At 73.5% G+C, this 15170-nt stretch carries 12 protein-coding genes and 1 pseudogene; 6 read left to right on the forward strand and 7 right to left on the reverse strand.

From position 1 onward, the window contains the following. Together B0E53_RS37770 and B0E53_RS22275 are read left to right on the forward strand one after the other, a co-directional pair. Positions 1-471, forward strand: a 471-nt coding sequence (locus B0E53_RS37770) for a hypothetical protein (RefSeq protein WP_107077841.1), incomplete at its 5' end; no start/stop codon positions are given. 200 nt (positions 472-671) lie between these two features. Continuing rightward, positions 672-1064: a cupin domain-containing protein gene (locus B0E53_RS22275; protein ID WP_091321935.1), complete on the forward strand. Its 393-nt coding sequence runs from the start codon at positions 672-674 to the stop codon at positions 1062-1064. A 34-nt stretch (positions 1065-1098) separates the two neighbouring features. Here B0E53_RS22275 and B0E53_RS22280 read toward each other — a convergent pair whose 3' ends face one another. Further along, the gene (locus tag B0E53_RS22280; RefSeq protein WP_107077842.1) at positions 1099-2286 is read right to left on the reverse strand and encodes a threonine synthase; all 1188 of its coding nucleotides are present in this window, start codon (positions 2284-2286) and stop codon (positions 1099-1101) included. An 8-nt stretch (positions 2287-2294) separates the two neighbouring features. Next, on the reverse strand, positions 2295-3329 hold the full coding sequence (locus B0E53_RS22285) for a DNA polymerase ligase N-terminal domain-containing protein (protein WP_107077851.1): 1035 nt from the start codon (positions 3327-3329) through the stop codon (positions 2295-2297). Positions 3330-3447: 118 nt separating this feature from the next. On the opposite strand from B0E53_RS22285, the gene B0E53_RS22290 reads away from it, so the two are divergent. Then, positions 3448-4236 (forward strand): aldo/keto reductase, encoded by a 789-nt coding sequence (locus tag B0E53_RS22290; RefSeq protein ID WP_107077843.1) that lies wholly within the window; start codon positions 3448-3450, stop codon positions 4234-4236. Between the two features lie 46 nt (positions 4237-4282). Here B0E53_RS22290 and B0E53_RS22295 read toward each other — a convergent pair whose 3' ends face one another. Then, on the reverse strand, positions 4283-5431 hold the full coding sequence (locus B0E53_RS22295) for a cellulose binding domain-containing protein (protein ID WP_107077844.1): 1149 nt from the start codon (positions 5429-5431) through the stop codon (positions 4283-4285). Between the two features lie 341 nt (positions 5432-5772). Between B0E53_RS22295 and B0E53_RS22300 the strand changes: the two genes are divergently transcribed. Further along, positions 5773-6879: an FAD-dependent monooxygenase gene (locus B0E53_RS22300; protein ID WP_107077845.1), complete on the forward strand. Its 1107-nt coding sequence runs from the start codon at positions 5773-5775 to the stop codon at positions 6877-6879. A gap of 129 nt (positions 6880-7008) precedes the next feature. After that, on the forward strand, positions 7009-8766 hold the full coding sequence (gene ctaD, locus B0E53_RS22305) for a cytochrome c oxidase subunit I (RefSeq protein ID WP_107077846.1): 1758 nt from the start codon (positions 7009-7011) through the stop codon (positions 8764-8766). 95 nt (positions 8767-8861) lie between these two features. Here ctaD and B0E53_RS22310 read toward each other — a convergent pair whose 3' ends face one another. The 4 genes from B0E53_RS22310 to B0E53_RS22325 are packed head-to-tail and all read right to left on the reverse strand — an operon-like array spanning position 8862 to position 14711. Next, positions 8862-10094 (reverse strand): MFS transporter, encoded by a 1233-nt coding sequence (locus B0E53_RS22310; protein WP_107077847.1) that lies wholly within the window; start codon positions 10092-10094, stop codon positions 8862-8864. A 40-nt stretch (positions 10095-10134) separates the two neighbouring features. Continuing rightward, complete coding sequence (locus tag B0E53_RS22315; protein WP_107077848.1) at positions 10135-10716, reverse strand: isochorismatase family protein; 582 nt, start codon at positions 10714-10716, stop codon at positions 10135-10137. Positions 10717-10729: 13 nt separating this feature from the next. After that, positions 10730-12016, reverse strand: coding sequence for a nicotinate phosphoribosyltransferase (locus tag B0E53_RS22320; protein WP_107077849.1), 1287 nt, complete (start codon positions 12014-12016; stop codon positions 10730-10732). A gap of 16 nt (positions 12017-12032) precedes the next feature. Beyond that, a complete protein-coding gene (locus B0E53_RS22325; protein WP_107077850.1) occupies positions 12033-14711 on the reverse strand; it encodes a LuxR family transcriptional regulator in 2679 nt (892 codons plus the stop codon). Positions 14712-14908: 197 nt separating this feature from the next. On the opposite strand from B0E53_RS22325, the pseudogene B0E53_RS22330 reads away from it, so the two are divergent. Then, a pseudogene (locus tag B0E53_RS22330) lies at positions 14909-15170 on the forward strand (hypothetical protein); the annotation flags it as partial.

Here is a 15170-nt window from a genome sequence, read left to right on the forward strand (position 1 = left end):
GGGCTCGCGGTGGCCGTCGCCGCGCTGCCGAGGCGGGCGCCGGACCGGCGTCGCACGGGTGCCGCCGTGGTGCTGGCCCTGCTGGCCGGCCTGCTCGCCGTGGCCCGGGACTCCGCGGTCTTCCTGCCCCCGTACGCGCTGCCGCCCGACCCGGCGGACGTGCTGCCGGCGTACCTCGTGCTGGTGGCTCTCGCCCAGGTGGCCCTGGTCCGGTCGGGGTCGGTGCCCGTCGCCCTGGGCCTGGGCCTGGCGGCGGTGGCCGCGCTCGGCGTGCTGCCGCCGACGCCGGTGCCGGCCTCAGGTCCGGGGCTGGTCTTCTACAGCGCGGAGGCGTACCACGTCCGGGTGACCGGGGGTGGGGTCTGGGCCGACCTGCTGGGGTTCCTGGCGGCGGCCCTGGTGCTGGCCGGGTGCCGATGGGCGGAACGGGTGCGCACACGAGCGCACGGCGCCGCCCGACCTGGGTCGTAACGTCGCCGCGCTCTGGCCGTCTCCCACCACCGCAGCCGTACGGCGGTACGACAGCAGGGACCTGGCTCGACCGGCCAGCCTGCACCGGCCTCGAAGCAGCAGATGCCCGTCCAGAGGGGATCCAAACCCGGTACGCGTGGGGAATTCCACCATTTGCGAGTCCCGGCGTGAGTGGCGCGGGGACCGGGTATGTGCGGGCCATGGAGCATTTCACAATCGCGACCGTCGCCGAGAAGAGTCCCGACTTCCGCCGCGTGCTCTGGACCGGGGAGCACACCCAGCTGGTGATCATGACGATCCCGGCGGGCGGGGAGATCGGCGAGGAGGTCCACGAGGGCATCGACCAGATTCTGACCTTCGTCAGCGGCACCGGCGAGGCGCGGGTGGCCGGGGAGAAGAAGGAGGTCGTGGCGGGCGACCTCGTGGTGGTACCGGCCGGCACGAAGCACAACTTCGTCAACACGGGCCCCAACCCGCTCGTGCTGTACACGGTGTACGGCCCGCCGGATCACGCCGACGGGGCGGTGCACCGGACCAAGGAGGAGGCCGACGCGGCCGAGGCCGCCGGTGAGGACGAGCCGCCGACCTCCTGACCCGCGCCGATCCGCTCCCGCGCGGGAGTCCGCGTCACACCGTCGGCACGCCGGAGACGTCCACCGTCTCCGGATACTTGAGGCCCGCGCCGGTGTTCAGCACCACCACCCGCTCGCCGGGGCGGATCCAGCCGCCGGCCCGCAGGTGCCGGGCGGCGGTCAGGCAGGCCGCACCCTCGGGGCAGAGCAGCAGTCCCTCCCGGGCGGCGAAGTCGCGCAGGTCGGCGAGGATCTCCGCGTCCTCCACGGCGATCGCGGTGCCGGCGCTCTCCCGCAGCGCGGCCAGGATCAGCTCGTCGCCGAGCGGGGCCGGCACGGTGATGCCGAACGCCAGGGTGTGGGCGTCCGCCCACGGGGTGGCCCGCGGTTCGCCGGCCGCGAACGCCCGGACGATCGGCGCGCAGCCGGTGGACTGCACCGCGACGAGGCGGGGCAGCCGGTCCTCCACCCAGCCCAGCTCGCGCAGCTCGTGCAGCGCCTTGTGGATGCCGATCAGCCCGACCCCGCCGCCGGTCGGATAGATGATCACGTCGGGCACCTGCCAGCCGAGCTGCTCGACGATCTCGTACCCCATGGTCTTCTTGCCCTCCAGGCGGTACGGCTCGCGCAGCGTGCCGGCGTCGAAGACCCGCCCGCCCGACTCCGCGACCAGCCCGGCCACCCACCGGCCGGCGTCGCTGATCAGGCCGTCCACCAGCCGCAGGTCCGCCCCGGCGGCGACGCACTCCCGCCGGCAGATGGTCGGCGCCTCCAGCGGCATGGCGATGGTCGCGCCCATCCCGGCCCGGGCCGCGTACGTGGCCCAGGCCGCCCCCGCATTGCCGTTCGTCGGCATGGCGATCCGCTCGACGCCCAGCTCCCGCGCCCGGCTCACGCCGACCGCCGCGCCCCGGGCCTTGAACGACCCGGTCGGGGTCAGCCCCTCGTCCTTCACGATCAGGTCCGGGATCCCGATCTCCTGCCCGTACGCCGGGGCGCGCAGCAGCGGTGTCCAGCCCTCGCCCAGCGTGGTGACGAAGCGGGGATCGGCTACCGGCAGCAGCTCCCGGTAGCGCCACAGGTCGGCCGGGCGCAGCCCGAACTGCTCGGGGGTGACCGTGGCGGCCACCGCGGCCAGGTCGTAGCGGGCCAGCAGCGGGGAGCCGCACTCGCACAGGTTCTGCAACTTGTCGGCCGGATGCCGCTGGCCGCAGCGCGGGCACTCCAGGTGCGTCAGGTGCACGGTGCTCCTCAGCTCGGGTCGAGGCTCAGCCAGTGCCGGCTGCGCCGACCCGGCTCGTAGGGAGAGTCCAGGCGCTTGGCCACCACTCCCGGGAGCCCCTGCTCGCGGGCGGTCCGCAGGGCGTCCGCGCCGACCCCCGGGAACCACGGCGGAGTCTGCCAGTGCGGGCCGGTCAGCGCCAGACCGTCGAGCAGCTCACGGCGCTGCGCGTACGGCACGTCGAGGCTGGTCACGCCCTCCAGCCAGAGCAGGTCGACGGCGAGGAACTGGCCGTCCCGCTTGCTGGGCGGCTTGACCCGCCCGCCCGGGTCGATCCGGACCAGCACGCCGTCCAGCACCGCCTCGGCCGGGGCCAGCTCCTCGGCCATCGCGCGCAGCCACGGGTACGCCCCGGTGATCTCCTCGTCCGACTCATCGAGCAGCCTCAGCCGGCCGCCGGAGACGTACGCCATCGCCCGCACGCCGTCCCAGCGCAGCTCGTACCCCCAGGCGGCCTCGTCCTTGGGCAGTCCCTTCCCGGGGGTGGTGTGCATCGGGCGGACCAGCTCCGGGATCGGCGTCCAGCCCTCCGGGGCCGGGTCGGTGCGGCGGACCATCCAGTCGCGGCCCCGGCCCCCGGTGGCGAAGAGGACGTACCGCCCCTTCGTCCGCCGGCCGTCCAGGATCACGATCACCTCGTCGTCGCGCCACTTCTCCGCGCGGTAGGTGCCGGTGTCGTGGACGGTCATCCGCCCGCCGCCGTACTCGCCGGCCGGGATCTCGCCGTGGAAGGTGAGGTACTCCATCGGATGGTCCTCGGTGTGCACGGCGAGGTGGTTGCGGCCCGGGTCGCGGGGGAGGCCGCGCGGCACCGCCCAGGAGGCCAGTACGCCGTCGTGCTCCAGGCGCAGGTCCCAGTGCAGGCTCCGGGCGTGGTGCTGCTGGATCACGAACCGGGGCTTGCGCCGCGCGGCCCGCTTCCGCTCCGGGGTCGGTTCCGGCACCGGCTCCGGGGTACGCGCCGCGTCCCGTCTCCGCCGGTACTCCTCCAGCCGGTCAGCCACCCCCGCATTCTCCGGCAGGTCCGGCCCGATCGCCCGGTTCCCGCCGCTTCTGTCCCGTTCGGCCGCCGTTCGGCGGGTCGCCGGCATGGCGGCGGCGATCACGGGTAGAAGCGTCGGTATGGACCTCGACCAGCCCACCGTCCCGCTCACCGGCGACGTCCGGATGCCGCTGCTCGGTTTCGGCACCTGGCAGGCCACCGGCGAGGCCGGGTACGACGCCGTGCTCGCCGCGCTCGACGCCCGCTACCGGCACATCGACACCGCCACGATGTACGGCAACGAGAAGGAGGTCGGCCGGGCGATCAGGGAGAGCGGGCTGCGCCGCGAGGACCTCTTCATCACCACGAAGCTGCCGCCGGACCGGGTGGGCCGGGAACGGCAGACCATCGAGGCGAGCCTGACCGCTCTGGACACCGACCACGTCGACCTGTGGCTGATCCACTGGCCGCCGTCCGCGCCCGGCGACAGCATCCCGGTCTGGCGCGAGATGCTCGCCGCCCGGGACGAGAACCTGACCCGGGCCGTCGGGGTGAGCAACTACAGCGTCAGCCAGATCGACGAGCTGATCCAGGCCACCGAGGAGACCCCGGCGGTCAACCAGATCCGCTGGAGCCCGTCCCTGTACGACCGGCAGGTGCACGCCGCGCACCGGGACCGGGGCGTGGTGCTGGAGGGCTACAGCCCGTTCAAGACCAGTGACCTCTCCGATCCGGTGCTGGTCCGGATCGCCCAGGCGCACGACGTCTCGCCGGCCCAGGTGGTGCTGCGCTGGCACATCGACCACGAGATCGTGGTCATCCCGAAGTCGGTCACCCCGGACCGGATCCGGGTCAACGCCGACGTGTTCGGCTTCTCGCTCACGGCCGAGGAGATGCGCGACATCGACGCCCTCGGCCGGTCGGGCTGAGGCGGGGCGCGGCCCGTGCGGACCGCGCCCCGGGATCAGGTGGGCGTCACGCCCGGGTGCACGTGGCGCCGTTGAGGGTGAAGCTGGTGGGGGTGGAGAACGCGCCGCTCAGCGTCGCCTGGTAGCCGAAGCTGGTCGAGGCTCCGGGTGCCAGCGTGCCGTTGTAGCTCAGGTTCCGCGCGGCCACCGCCGACCCGCTCTGCGTCACGGTGGCGTTCCACGAGCCGGTGATGGTCTGCCCGGAGGGCAGGTTGTAGTTCAGGGTCCAGCCGTTGACGGTGCTGGAGCCGGTGTTGGTGACCGTCACGTCGGCGGCGAAGCCGTTGTTCCAGACGTTGGTGGTGTACTTCACCGAGCAGGCGGCGTTGCCCGGCGGCGGCGGGGTGCTCGTCTGCGGCGGCGCGGTGGTGGCCGGCGGCGTGGTCGGCGTGGTGCCGCCGGTGTTGACGCTCTGCGAGAAGGAGTTGACCGCCAGGCCGACGCCGCCCTGCCACGGCTCGAAGCCGGCCTGGATGCTGGTCAGGTACCAGTCGCTGGTGATCGCGCCGCGGTTCTTCGTGTCGTTGATGAACGCCATGGCGTCGAAGCTCATGCTGGGGATCGCCGACGGGGCCACGTACGAGATGACGTTGTTCGAGCCGTTGCTGCCCCGCCAGACCTCCCAGGTCCGGCCCGCGATGCTGGCGTTGCCGACCGGCGAGCCGATGGGCTGGATGGGGCCCTGCCGGTTGAGCCAGATCATGATCTCCATCTGGTTCACGCCGTCCTTCTTCGGCGACGGGTCGAGCCAGATGTCGTACGCGGCGTCGTAGATGGCGCCGCTGACGTAGTTGTAGCTGATGCTGCCCGGCGCGCTGCTGATGTTCTTCACCTGCGCCGGCAGGTTGGTGCCGGGTGAGCAGTTCGTGTAGTGGCAGCCCACGAAGATCGACGGGTACGACACGGGCGCGCCGCTGGTCGATCCGACGCCGTCCTGGCGGGTGATCGAGAAACCGGTGGAGGTCACGTTGATGCACTGCTGCGCGCTGGTGCCCCAGCGGTTGTTCTGCACGACGTACTTTCCGCCGATGGTGGTCGACCCGTACTGCTCGCAGATCTGGGTGTCGGCGGAGGCGGTGCCGCCGAGCGCGACGGCGACGATCGACCCGGCGGCCAGCAGGCCGGCCACGGCGAGGGCTCTCAGTGGACGTTTCATGATGCTCCTTGGCTCGGCGCGGGGGCGCCGATTCGTGTCGTGGGTACGGCCGGGAGCGCTCCCAAGCTCAGAGCAAACACATTTACATGCTTGAAACCGACGCGCAACCGTGCGGGTCGAGCCGATCGTTTCGGTGACCGTGTGCGATCTGCTGGTAGCTGAACGCTGTGGCACTCGGCGGGCAGGTCGGCCGGTTGGGGCGGGATTCCCGCCGGTGGGAGGGCTCCCGGACGCTGACCGGGCCGCGACGCCAGGGCCGATGGGCACTTCCGCCGGTTGGTTGCCGCGAGTAATGTCTTGCCTCCAACGCGTTCCGATCCCCTCCGGAGGCGTACCCCACAATGGGTGGTTCCCCCCTGCGCATCCTCGTCGTCGGCGCGGGCATCGCCGGTCTCGCCGTGGCCCGGGCGCTGCGCCTCGCGGGGTTCCGCCCCGACGTGACCGAGAGGCTGCCCCCGACCGAGCGCGCCGACACCGGCCTCTACCTCCCGGGCAACGCGGCCCGGGCGCTGCGCCGGCTCGACCTGGACGGCCCGCTACGCCCCCTCGGCCAGGTCATCCACCGGCAGCGCTTCCTGGAGGCGACCGGCGCGCCGCTCTGCGAGGTCGACCTCGACGCGCTCTGGGCCGGAGTGGGAGAGTGCCGCGCGCTGCCCCGCGCCGAGCTGCACCGGGTGCTGCTCACCGGGGCCGGCGGCGCCGTCCGGCACGGGGCCGAGGTCAGCACCGTCGAGCCGCTGCCCGGCGGCGTCGCGGTCGCCTTCACCGACGGCACCAGCGGCGAGTACGACCTGGTCATCGGTGCCGACGGCCCCCGCTCGGCAGTGCGTACCCTGGCCGCGCTCGGCGGCCCGCCCCGCCCCGCCGGCCAGGTGGTCTACCGCAGTGTGGTGCGCGGCGGCCCCCGGGTGGCCGACTGGACCGCCCTGCTCGGCCAGCGTGCCGGCTTCCTGGTGGTGCCGCTCGGTGCCGGCCGGCTGTACTGCTATGCCGACGAGGCCGGCACCAGCCTGCCGGCCGACCCGCTCGCCCGGCTGCACGAGCTGTTCGGCGACTACGGCGGCCCGGTCCCCGAGGTGCTCGCCGCGCTGGAGACGGTGGACGTGGAGCTCACCGAGGAGGTCGAGCTGGGACGCTGGTTCCACGGCCGGGTGCTGCTCGTCGGTGACGCGGCTCATGCCACCGCGCCGACGCTCTCCCAGGGCGCCGCCATGGCGCTGGAGGACGCCGTGGTGCTGGCCGAGTCGCTGCGGGCGGCCGGCAGCGTCGAGGCCGCGCTGCTCGCGTACGAGAGCCGCCGCCGTCCGCGTACCCGCTGGGTGCGGGACCGGACCCGGGACCGCAACCGCACCCGCGACGTGCCGCCGGCGCTGCGCGACCCGTTGCTGCGCGGACGTGGCGGACGGATCTTCCAGGAGCACTACCGGCTGTTGACCGGCCCGCTCTGACGCGGCGGGTGATCGTAGCCGCCCACCCCACGCGGCGGGGCCACCTACCGGGGACTATCCTCCTTGCGGATGACGGCCGCGCAGATGAGCAGCGCGCCGAGCGGGACAACCCAGAACCGGAGGCCACTCGTGACCACCGTCGCACCCAAGCCGGTCGTGACCCGGCCCTGGCCGGTCCGCGAGCCGGTCAAGGGGTCGGCAATCGCGCGGCTGCTGCGCACCACGGACGCGAAGCAGATCGGGATCATGTACATGGTCACCGCGTTCGCGTTCTTCATGATCGGTGGGCTGATGGCCCTGATCATGCGCGCCGAGCTGGCGCGGCCGGGCCTGCAGTTCCTGTCGCCCGAGCAGTACAACCAGCTCTTCACCATGCACGGCACGATCATGCTGCTGTTCTTCGCGACGCCGATCGTGTTCGCCTTCGCGAACTACGTGGTGCCGCTGCAGATCGGCGCGCCGGACGTGTCGTTCCCCCGCCTGAACGCCTTCGCCTACTGGCTGTACCTGTTCGGCGGCACCATGGCCACCGCGGGCTTCATCGCCCCGGGCGGCGCGGCCGACTTCGGCTGGACGGCCTACACGCCGCTGAGCACCGCCGAGCACGCGCCGGGCGTCGGCGCGAACATGTGGGTGGTCGGCCTGGCCATCTCCGGTCTGGGCACCATTCTCGGCGCGGTCAACCTGATCACCACGATCCTGACCCTGCGCGCCCCCGGCATGACCATGTTCCGGATGCCGATCTTCACCTGGAACATGCTGGTCACCAGCCTGCTGGCCATCCTGGTCTTCCCGCTGCTGGCCGCCGCGCTCTTCGCGCTGGCCGCGGACCGCCTGATCGGCGCCCACGTGTACGACCCCGCCACCGGCGGCCCGATGCTCTGGCAGCACCTGTTCTGGTTCTTCGGGCACCCCGAGGTCTACATCATCGCGCTGCCGTTCTTCGGCATCATCACCGAGATCATCCCGGTCTTCTCCCGGAAGCCGATCTTCGGTTACAAGGGCCTGGTCGCCGCGACCATCGCCATCGCCGCCCTGTCGATGAGCGTGTGGGCGCACCACATGTTCGCCACCGGCCAGGTGCTGCTGCCCTTCTTCAGCTTCCTGAGCTACCTGATCGCCGTGCCGACCGGCATGAAGTTCTTCAACTGGATCGGCACCATGTGGCGGGGCCAGATCACCTTCGAGACGCCGATGCTCTTCGCGGTCGGCTTCCTGGTGACCTTCCTCTTCGGTGGCCTGACCGGTGTGCTGCTGGCCAGCCCGCCGGTGGACTTCCACCTGCACGACTCGTACTTCGTGGTGGCGCACTTCCACTACGTGCTCTTCGGCACCATCGTGTTCGCCGTCTTCGGCGGCATCTACTTCTGGTTCCCGAAGATGTTCGGCCGGATGCTCGACGAGCGGCTCGGCAAGATTCACTTCTGGCTGACCATGATCGGCTTCCACACCACCTTCCTGGTGCAGCACTGGCTCGGCGCCGAGGGCATGCCCCGCCGCTACGCCGACTACCTGCCCGGTGACGGCTTCACCTTCCTGAACACGCTGTCCACGGTCGGTGCGTTCATCACCGGTATCTCGACCCTGCCGTTCATCTGGAACTGCTGGAAGTCGTACAAGACCGGTCCGGTGGTCGAAGTCGACGACCCGTGGGGCCACGGCAACTCGCTCGAGTGGGCCACCAGCTCGCCGCCGCCGCTGCGGAACTTCGACCGGATGCCGCGGATCCGCTCCGAGCGGCCGGCGTTCGACCACAAGTTCCCCGAGCTGGCCGCCGGCCAGACCCTGGCCGGCCCGCCGGAGGGCGGCGCGAAGCCGCTCACCAGCGAGTCCGACGGTGGCGCCAGCTACCGGGAGGACACCGAGGGCCGGCTCGACAAGAGCTGACCCCGCCAGAACCAGACGACGGGCGCCGCACCCCTCCGGGGGCGCGGCGCCCGTCGCGTTTCCCGTGACCTGAACCCCGCGCGGCGGGGAGGCGGTCAGGTGGTGGCGGCGGCGAGTTCGGGCTGGGTGGGGACCGGCTCGCGGCGGTGGCGGAGTTCGACCGGGAGGACGGCCAGGGCGACCAGCACGCCGATCGCGCCGGTGACCGCGAACCCCCAGGCCGGCGCCGAGGCGTCGATCACCGCGCCGGCCAGCGGCGCGCCGAGCGCGATGCCGACGGTGACGGCCGAGCCGTGCAGGCCCATGGCCTCGCCGCGTACGCCGGCCGGGGCGAGCCGGCTCACCGCGTCCGAGGTCGAGGCGATGGACGGCGCGCAGAGCGCCCCGGCCGGGACGAGCGCCAGGCAGAGCAGCCACCAGTGCGCCCCGCCCAGCCCGACCGGGATTGTGGCCAGGCTCAGCGCCGCCACCAGGAAGAGCGGGGAGAGCGAGCGGGTGACCGCCCCGTACGCGAAGCCGCCCACCAGCGAGGCGACCGCCCACATGGCCAGGACGGCGCCGGTCCAGCCGACCTCGCCGCCCTCGCGCAGCACGGCGACCACCGCGACGTCGGTGCCGCCGAGCACGAGGGTGGCGGCCAGGCTGACCGCCAGCACGGCGAGCAGCCGGGGGGTGACCCACTCCCGGCGGGGCACCTTGCGAGCCGGACCGGCCGGCTCGTCGGCGGCGCGGGTGGGCGGGTCGAGCAGCCAGAAGCAGATCCCGGAGGCGACGATCCCGGCGCCGACCGCCCACATGGTGAGCCGGGGTGACACGGCGGCGGCCATGGCCACGGCCAGCGCGGGGCCGACCATGAACGAGAGCTCCACCGACATCGAGTCGAGGGCGTACGCGGGACGGCGCCGCTCGGCCGGCACCAGTGCGGCGACCGACTGGCGGACCACCGAGAAGACCGGCAGCGCGAGCAGGCCGGCCAGGAACGCGGTGGGCAGCAGCACGGGGTACGACAGGGTCGGCGCGCAGGCCCAGAAGCCGCCCTCGGCGACCGTGGTGAGCAGCAGCACCGGGCGCAGCCCGCGCCGGTCGACCAGCCGGCCGAGCAGCGGGGAGCCGAGCGCGGCGCCGACGGTGGACGCGGCGCCGACCAGCCCGGCCGCGCCGTAGCCGCGACCGAGGTCGAGCACGACGTGGAAGGTGAGCGTCACGCCGGTCGCGGTGAGCGGGATGCGCGCCAGCACCGAGATCAGCAGCAACGACCGGAGACCGGGCAGGGCGAGTGCCTCCCGGTAAGGCTTCAAGTTCACGACGGTCCGTACCTCCGGTCGCAATCCTGGGCCGGGGGTACGACAGCCGCAACCGATTACCCGCTCAAGCGGCCCTGATCACAGGCTCGCCGACCATGGTGACCCCGGCGCCGTCGAGGGCGCGCAGCGCCACGTCCAGCGTGTCGGGCGCGACGGCGGCGGTCAGGTCCAGCAGCACGGTGGTCCGGAAGCCCTCCCGGGCGGCGTCCAGCGCGGTGGCCCGGACGCAGTGGTCGGTGGCGATGCCGACCACGTCGACCCGGTCGACGTCGTGCCGGCGCAGCCAGTCGGCCAGGCACTCGCCGTCGTCCGCGTGCCCCTCGAAACCGGAGTACGCGGCCGCGTGCTCGCCCTTGTGGAAGATCACCTCCACCGGGCCGGTCTCCAGGTCGGGGTGGAACTCGGAGCCGGCGGTGCCCACCACGCAGTGCCGGGGCCAGGAGTCGACGTAGTCCGGCGGGTCACCGAAGTGCGCGCCCGGGTCGACGTGGTAGTCCTTCGTCGCGACCACGTGGTCCCAGCGCTCCGGCTCGGCGGCGAGCAGCCGGGAGATGCCGGCGGCGACGCCCGCCCCGCCGGTCACCGGCAGCGAGCCGCCCTCGCAGAAGTCGTTCTGCACGTCCACGATGATCAAGGCGTTGGCCATCGGGTCGCTCCTCTCAGCTCGCGGGTACGACGGTCACCGGGACGGCCGGGTCGCCGCCGGAGAGCTTGAGCCCCTCCCACGGGATGGAGATCAGGCACTGCCGCAGGTGCTCCCGGGACTCGTCGAGGGTGGGCAGCGCCACCGGCTCGCCCTCGACGACGAACGAGCGCTGGAGCAGCCGGTCGTTGGGCTGCCGGTCCGGCACCCCCTGCGGCACGATGATCTCCTCGGTGGCGGTGCCGGTCGGCTTGTGCCGGCGGACGGCCACCTTCCGGCCGCCGATGGTGGCCTTGTGCTCCGAGCGCTTGACCACCGGGCGCCCGTCCACCTCGACCAGCTTGTAGACCAGGCCGGCGGTGGGGGCGCCCGAGCCGGTCACCACGGCGGTGCCCGCGCCGTACATGTCGACCGGCTCGGCGGCGAGCGAGGCGATGGCGTACTCGTCGAGGTCGCCGGAGACGATGATCTTCGTCTCGGTGGCGCCGAGCGAGTCGAGCAGCTCGCGGGACTGCTGGGCGATCACCGCGAGGTCGCCCGAGTCGATCCGGACCGCGCGCAGCTCCGGCCCGGCCACCGCGATGGCGTTGCGGATGCCCTGGCTGATGTCGTAGGTGTCGACCAGCAGCGTGGTGTCCTTGCCCAGCGTGGCGACCTGCGAGGCGAACGCCGCCTGCTCGTCGTCGTGCAGCAGGGTGAACGCGTGCGCGGCGGTGCCGGCGGTGGGGATGCCGTAACGCTGGCCCGCGGCCAGGTTGGAGGTGAACCGGAACCCGGCCAGGTACGCGGCCCGGGCGGCGGCCACCGCGGCCCCCTCGTGCGCCCGGCGGGAGCCCATCTCGATCAGCGCCCGGCCGCGGGCGGCGGTGACCATCCGGGCCGCCGCGGCGGCCACCGCGCAGTCGTGGTTGAGCACCGACAGCGCCAGCGTCTCCAGCACCACGCACTCGGCGAAGGTGCCGGAGACGGTGAGGATCGGGGAGCCGGGGAAGAACAGCTCGCCCTCGGCGTACCCGTCGACGTCGCCGGTGAAGCGGTAGTCGGCCAACCACCGGGCGGCCCGGTCGTCCACCACGCCGGTGCGGCGCAGGAACTCGATCTCGTCGGGGTCGAACCGGAAGTCGCGGATCAGGTCGATCAGCCGGCCGGTCCCGGCGACCACCCCGTAGCGGCGGCCGGCCGGCAGCCGCCGGCTGAACACCTCGAAGACGCAGCGACGGTCGGCCGTGCCGTCCCGCAGGGCGGCGCTGACCATGGTCAGCTCGTAGTGGTCGGTCAGCAGCGCGGGGCGAAGGGTGCTCACCGCCTCAGCCTAGAGTTCAGGCCGGATCCGCGCCGTCGTGGCCCGGCATGGACCGCAGCGCGGCCCGCAGCTCCGCCCGCCCGGCCACCCCGAGCTTGCTGTAGATCCGCTGGAGGTGGTTCTCCACGGTGCGCGTGGAGAGGAAGAGCCGTTCGGCGATGGCGCGGCTGGTCGCGCCGTCGGCGGCGAGCCGGGCGATCTCCCACTCGCGCTCGGTCAGCGTCGGGCGGAGCAGCCGCAGCGCCGGCGTGGACACCTCGTCGCAGCGGCGGAGCAGGTCGGCGAGGCGCTCCCGGGCCGGGCCGGTGGCACCGGCGCGGCTGCGGCCCATCCGGTGCAACGCCATCGTGGTCGCCTCGGCGGCGTAGACGGTCAGCTCCCGGGCGGCGAAGCCGTCGGCCACGGCGAGCAGCTCGTCGGGACCGCCGTCGAGGGTGGCGCGCGCGTACCGGGCGACCAGCGGCGGCAGCACCCCGTCGACCTGCTCGGAAAGCTCGGCCAGGCGTTGTGCCACGGTCCGCCGGTCGCCGTCGGTGCAGGTCGGCCCGACCGCCGCGGCGGCCTGGTCGAACCGGACCAGGTCGAGCAGGACGAGCAGCTCGTGCCCGGCCAGGCCGTCCTCGCGCAGCCGGTCGGCGAGCGCGCAGAGGTGCTTGACGGCCGCCGGCAGGTCGCCGGCCGCCGCGTGCACCGCGCCGCGGGCCTGCTCCAGCCAGGGGTAGAGCACCGCCATCCCGGGCGCGTGGGTCCGGTCCGCCTCGGCCATCGCCTCCGCCGCGTGCGTGGCGTCGCCCCGCAGCGCCGCCGCCTGGGCGCGCTCGGCGTGCGCCAGACCGGCGTAGACCCGGCTGGTGGCGAGCACGGCGCAGGCGCCGAGGCTGGTCTTCAGCGCCTCGTCGCCGCGCCCGCGCAGCCGCGCCGCGTACGCCTGGAGGATGGCGAGGTAGCCGGTGCCGAGCCGGAAGTCCCGGGCGCCGGCCAGGTCGGCGAACTCGTCGGCGACGATCGCGTCGATGCCGGCCAGGTCGCCGGAGAGCGCCAGGCGGGTGCCCCGGGCCAGCTCCATGGCGAGCTGGAGATAGGGCATGTCGCCCCGCCAGTACGCCGCCTCGGCCTGCACCCGGGCGATCGCCGTGGCGCTGCGCCGGTACTGCCCCTGCGCGGCCTGGAGGTGCGCGAGGGTGCACCGGGCCAGCTCGCGTGCCGCCATCGGGGCGGCCGGCCGGTCCAGCACCGCCTGGGCCAGCCGGACCGCCGTCTCGATGTCCAGGCGGTGCAGCCGCATGATCGCCTCGAAGGCGCGGACCCGGGCCTGGTCGGCGGCGTCGGTCAGCTCGGCGCCGCGCGCGGCGATCTCCTCCACCGTGGACTCCCGGCTCAGCCCCCAGTAGCTGACCATGCCCCGGGCCGTCAGCCAGCGGGCGCGCCGCCGGTCGTCCTGGATCGCCCCGGCCACCTGGTCGAGCACCACGATGGCCTCGTCCGGCCGGTCGCCGAACATGAGGATGGTGGCGAGCAGTTCCGCCGCGTCCGAGCCGCCCTCGCCGTCCAGCGCCGCCCGGGCCAGCCGGGTGGCCAGCGGCACGTCGTACCGGCCGAAGGCCTGGGCGGCCGCGTCGAGCAGCAGGGCGGGGTCCTGCGCCGTACCCGAGTCGAGCCGCCACACGGCGACCCGCAGCAGGTCGTCGCGGCGCCGCTTGCCGACCCGTTCCAGCAGCCCGGCCAGGGTGGCCTGGAGCCGGCGGGTGCGGCTGACCGGGCAGCGCCGGCGCATCACCTCGCCGTAGAGCGGGTGGGCCAGGCGGACGTTCAGCCGCCGGTCGTCGTGCACCATGGCGATGAGGCCGCGCTCCTCGGCGACCTCCACGTCGGTCGGGTCGACGGCCTGCTCCAGCAGTTGCAGGCCGAGCGGCTCGCCGAAGGCGACCAGCTCGACCACCGCCCGTACGCCGGGCGTGAGCTGGCCGATCCGGGTGTCGATCAGGTCGGTGAGGCTGGGTGCCAGCTCCAGCCGGCCGGTCCACTTCCAGATCCCGTACGTCCGGCTCAGCTCGTCGCCGCCGGAGGCGGCCAGCACCAGTTCCCGCAGCAGCAGCGGGTTTCCGGCGGAGAGCCGGAACAGCCGCTCGGAGGAGCCGGCGTCGACCGGCCCGCCCAGGATCGCGGCGAGCAGCCCGGTGGTCTCGCCCGGGCCGAGCGGCCCCAGCTCGACCAGGTCGACCAGGTCGTCGGTCCACAGGGCGCGGATCGGCAGTGGGATCTGCTCGCCGTTGCGCAGCGTGCCGAGCACCGTGGCGTTCTCGGAGCGGGCGATGAGGTGCACCAGCGCCGCCGACGGCGGGTCGAGCAGGTGCGCGTCGTCGATCGCCAGCACGATGGGCCGGCCGGCGGCCTGCTCCTGGAGCACGTCGACCGCCCAGCGCAGGATGCCGGCGGGGGAGAGGCCCTGCGGCTGGGCGGCCGGGAGCACCTGGACCAGCCCGCCGAACGGCAGCGCGGCGGTGGTGGCGCTGGCCGCGATGGACCAGATGGCGTAGCGGTCGGTGGAGAGGGCGGCCACCCCCTCGCGCAGCAGCCGGCTCTTGCCCACCCCGGCGCTTCCGCTGAAGAGCAGCCCGCGTCCCTCCGGACCGCCGACCGCCGACAACAGACGGTTGAGCTCATCCGTTCGGCCGACGAAGTCCCACCGACTCATCGGTGCAGCATATCGATGGTGTTCCGTCCGCGCGCGTACCGTCACGCAGCGAAGTTGAGTAATCTGTTGATTACTCGTGAGTACCGGATGTGTTCGTTGTCGGATCGGCGACAGCCGTACTCTTCCGACATCCCCTGCGACCAGGGATTTCCACGCGACCGGACCGCGACCCGGTCGCCTCACCGGGAGGCCGCCTGATGAAGCCGGGTCCGCTCCCTTCGGTCGACGTGCCCGGATCCGACGGGCTCGCCGAGCCGCCCCGCTGCGCCCCGCTGCCCACGCGGCTCGGGGTGACCGAGCCGGAGCCGGAGGAGCCGCTGCGCGTCGTGGTCACCGGCCCGGCCGGCGCCGGCCGCCGCGAGCTGCTCGCCGGCCTGCTCGGGCTGGATCCCGGGATGCTCGCCGTGCCCGCCGGCAGCCACCTGCTCGTCAACCACGCCAAGGTGCCCACCCGCGCCG

It is taken from the genome of Micromonospora sp. MH33, from assembly GCF_003013775.1.
In the GTDB taxonomy this organism is placed as follows: domain Bacteria; phylum Actinomycetota; class Actinomycetes; order Mycobacteriales; family Micromonosporaceae; genus Micromonospora; species Micromonospora fulviviridis.

Coding starts and splice junctions, on each gene's coding strand:
- B0E53_RS22325 (WP_107077850.1), bottom strand. CDS start 14,711: ATGAGTCGGTGGGACTTCGTCGGCCGAACGGATGAGCTCAACCGTCTG.
- B0E53_RS22295 (WP_107077844.1), bottom strand. CDS start 5,431: ATGAAACGTCCACTGAGAGCCCTCGCCGTGGCCGGCCTGCTGGCCGCC.
- B0E53_RS22300 (WP_107077845.1), top strand. CDS start 5,773: ATGGGTGGTTCCCCCCTGCGCATCCTCGTCGTCGGCGCGGGCATCGCC.
- B0E53_RS22290 (WP_107077843.1), top strand. CDS start 3,448: ATGGACCTCGACCAGCCCACCGTCCCGCTCACCGGCGACGTCCGGATG.
- B0E53_RS22275 (WP_091321935.1), top strand. CDS start 672: ATGGAGCATTTCACAATCGCGACCGTCGCCGAGAAGAGTCCCGACTTC.
- B0E53_RS22315 (WP_107077848.1), bottom strand. CDS start 10,716: ATGGCCAACGCCTTGATCATCGTGGACGTGCAGAACGACTTCTGCGAG.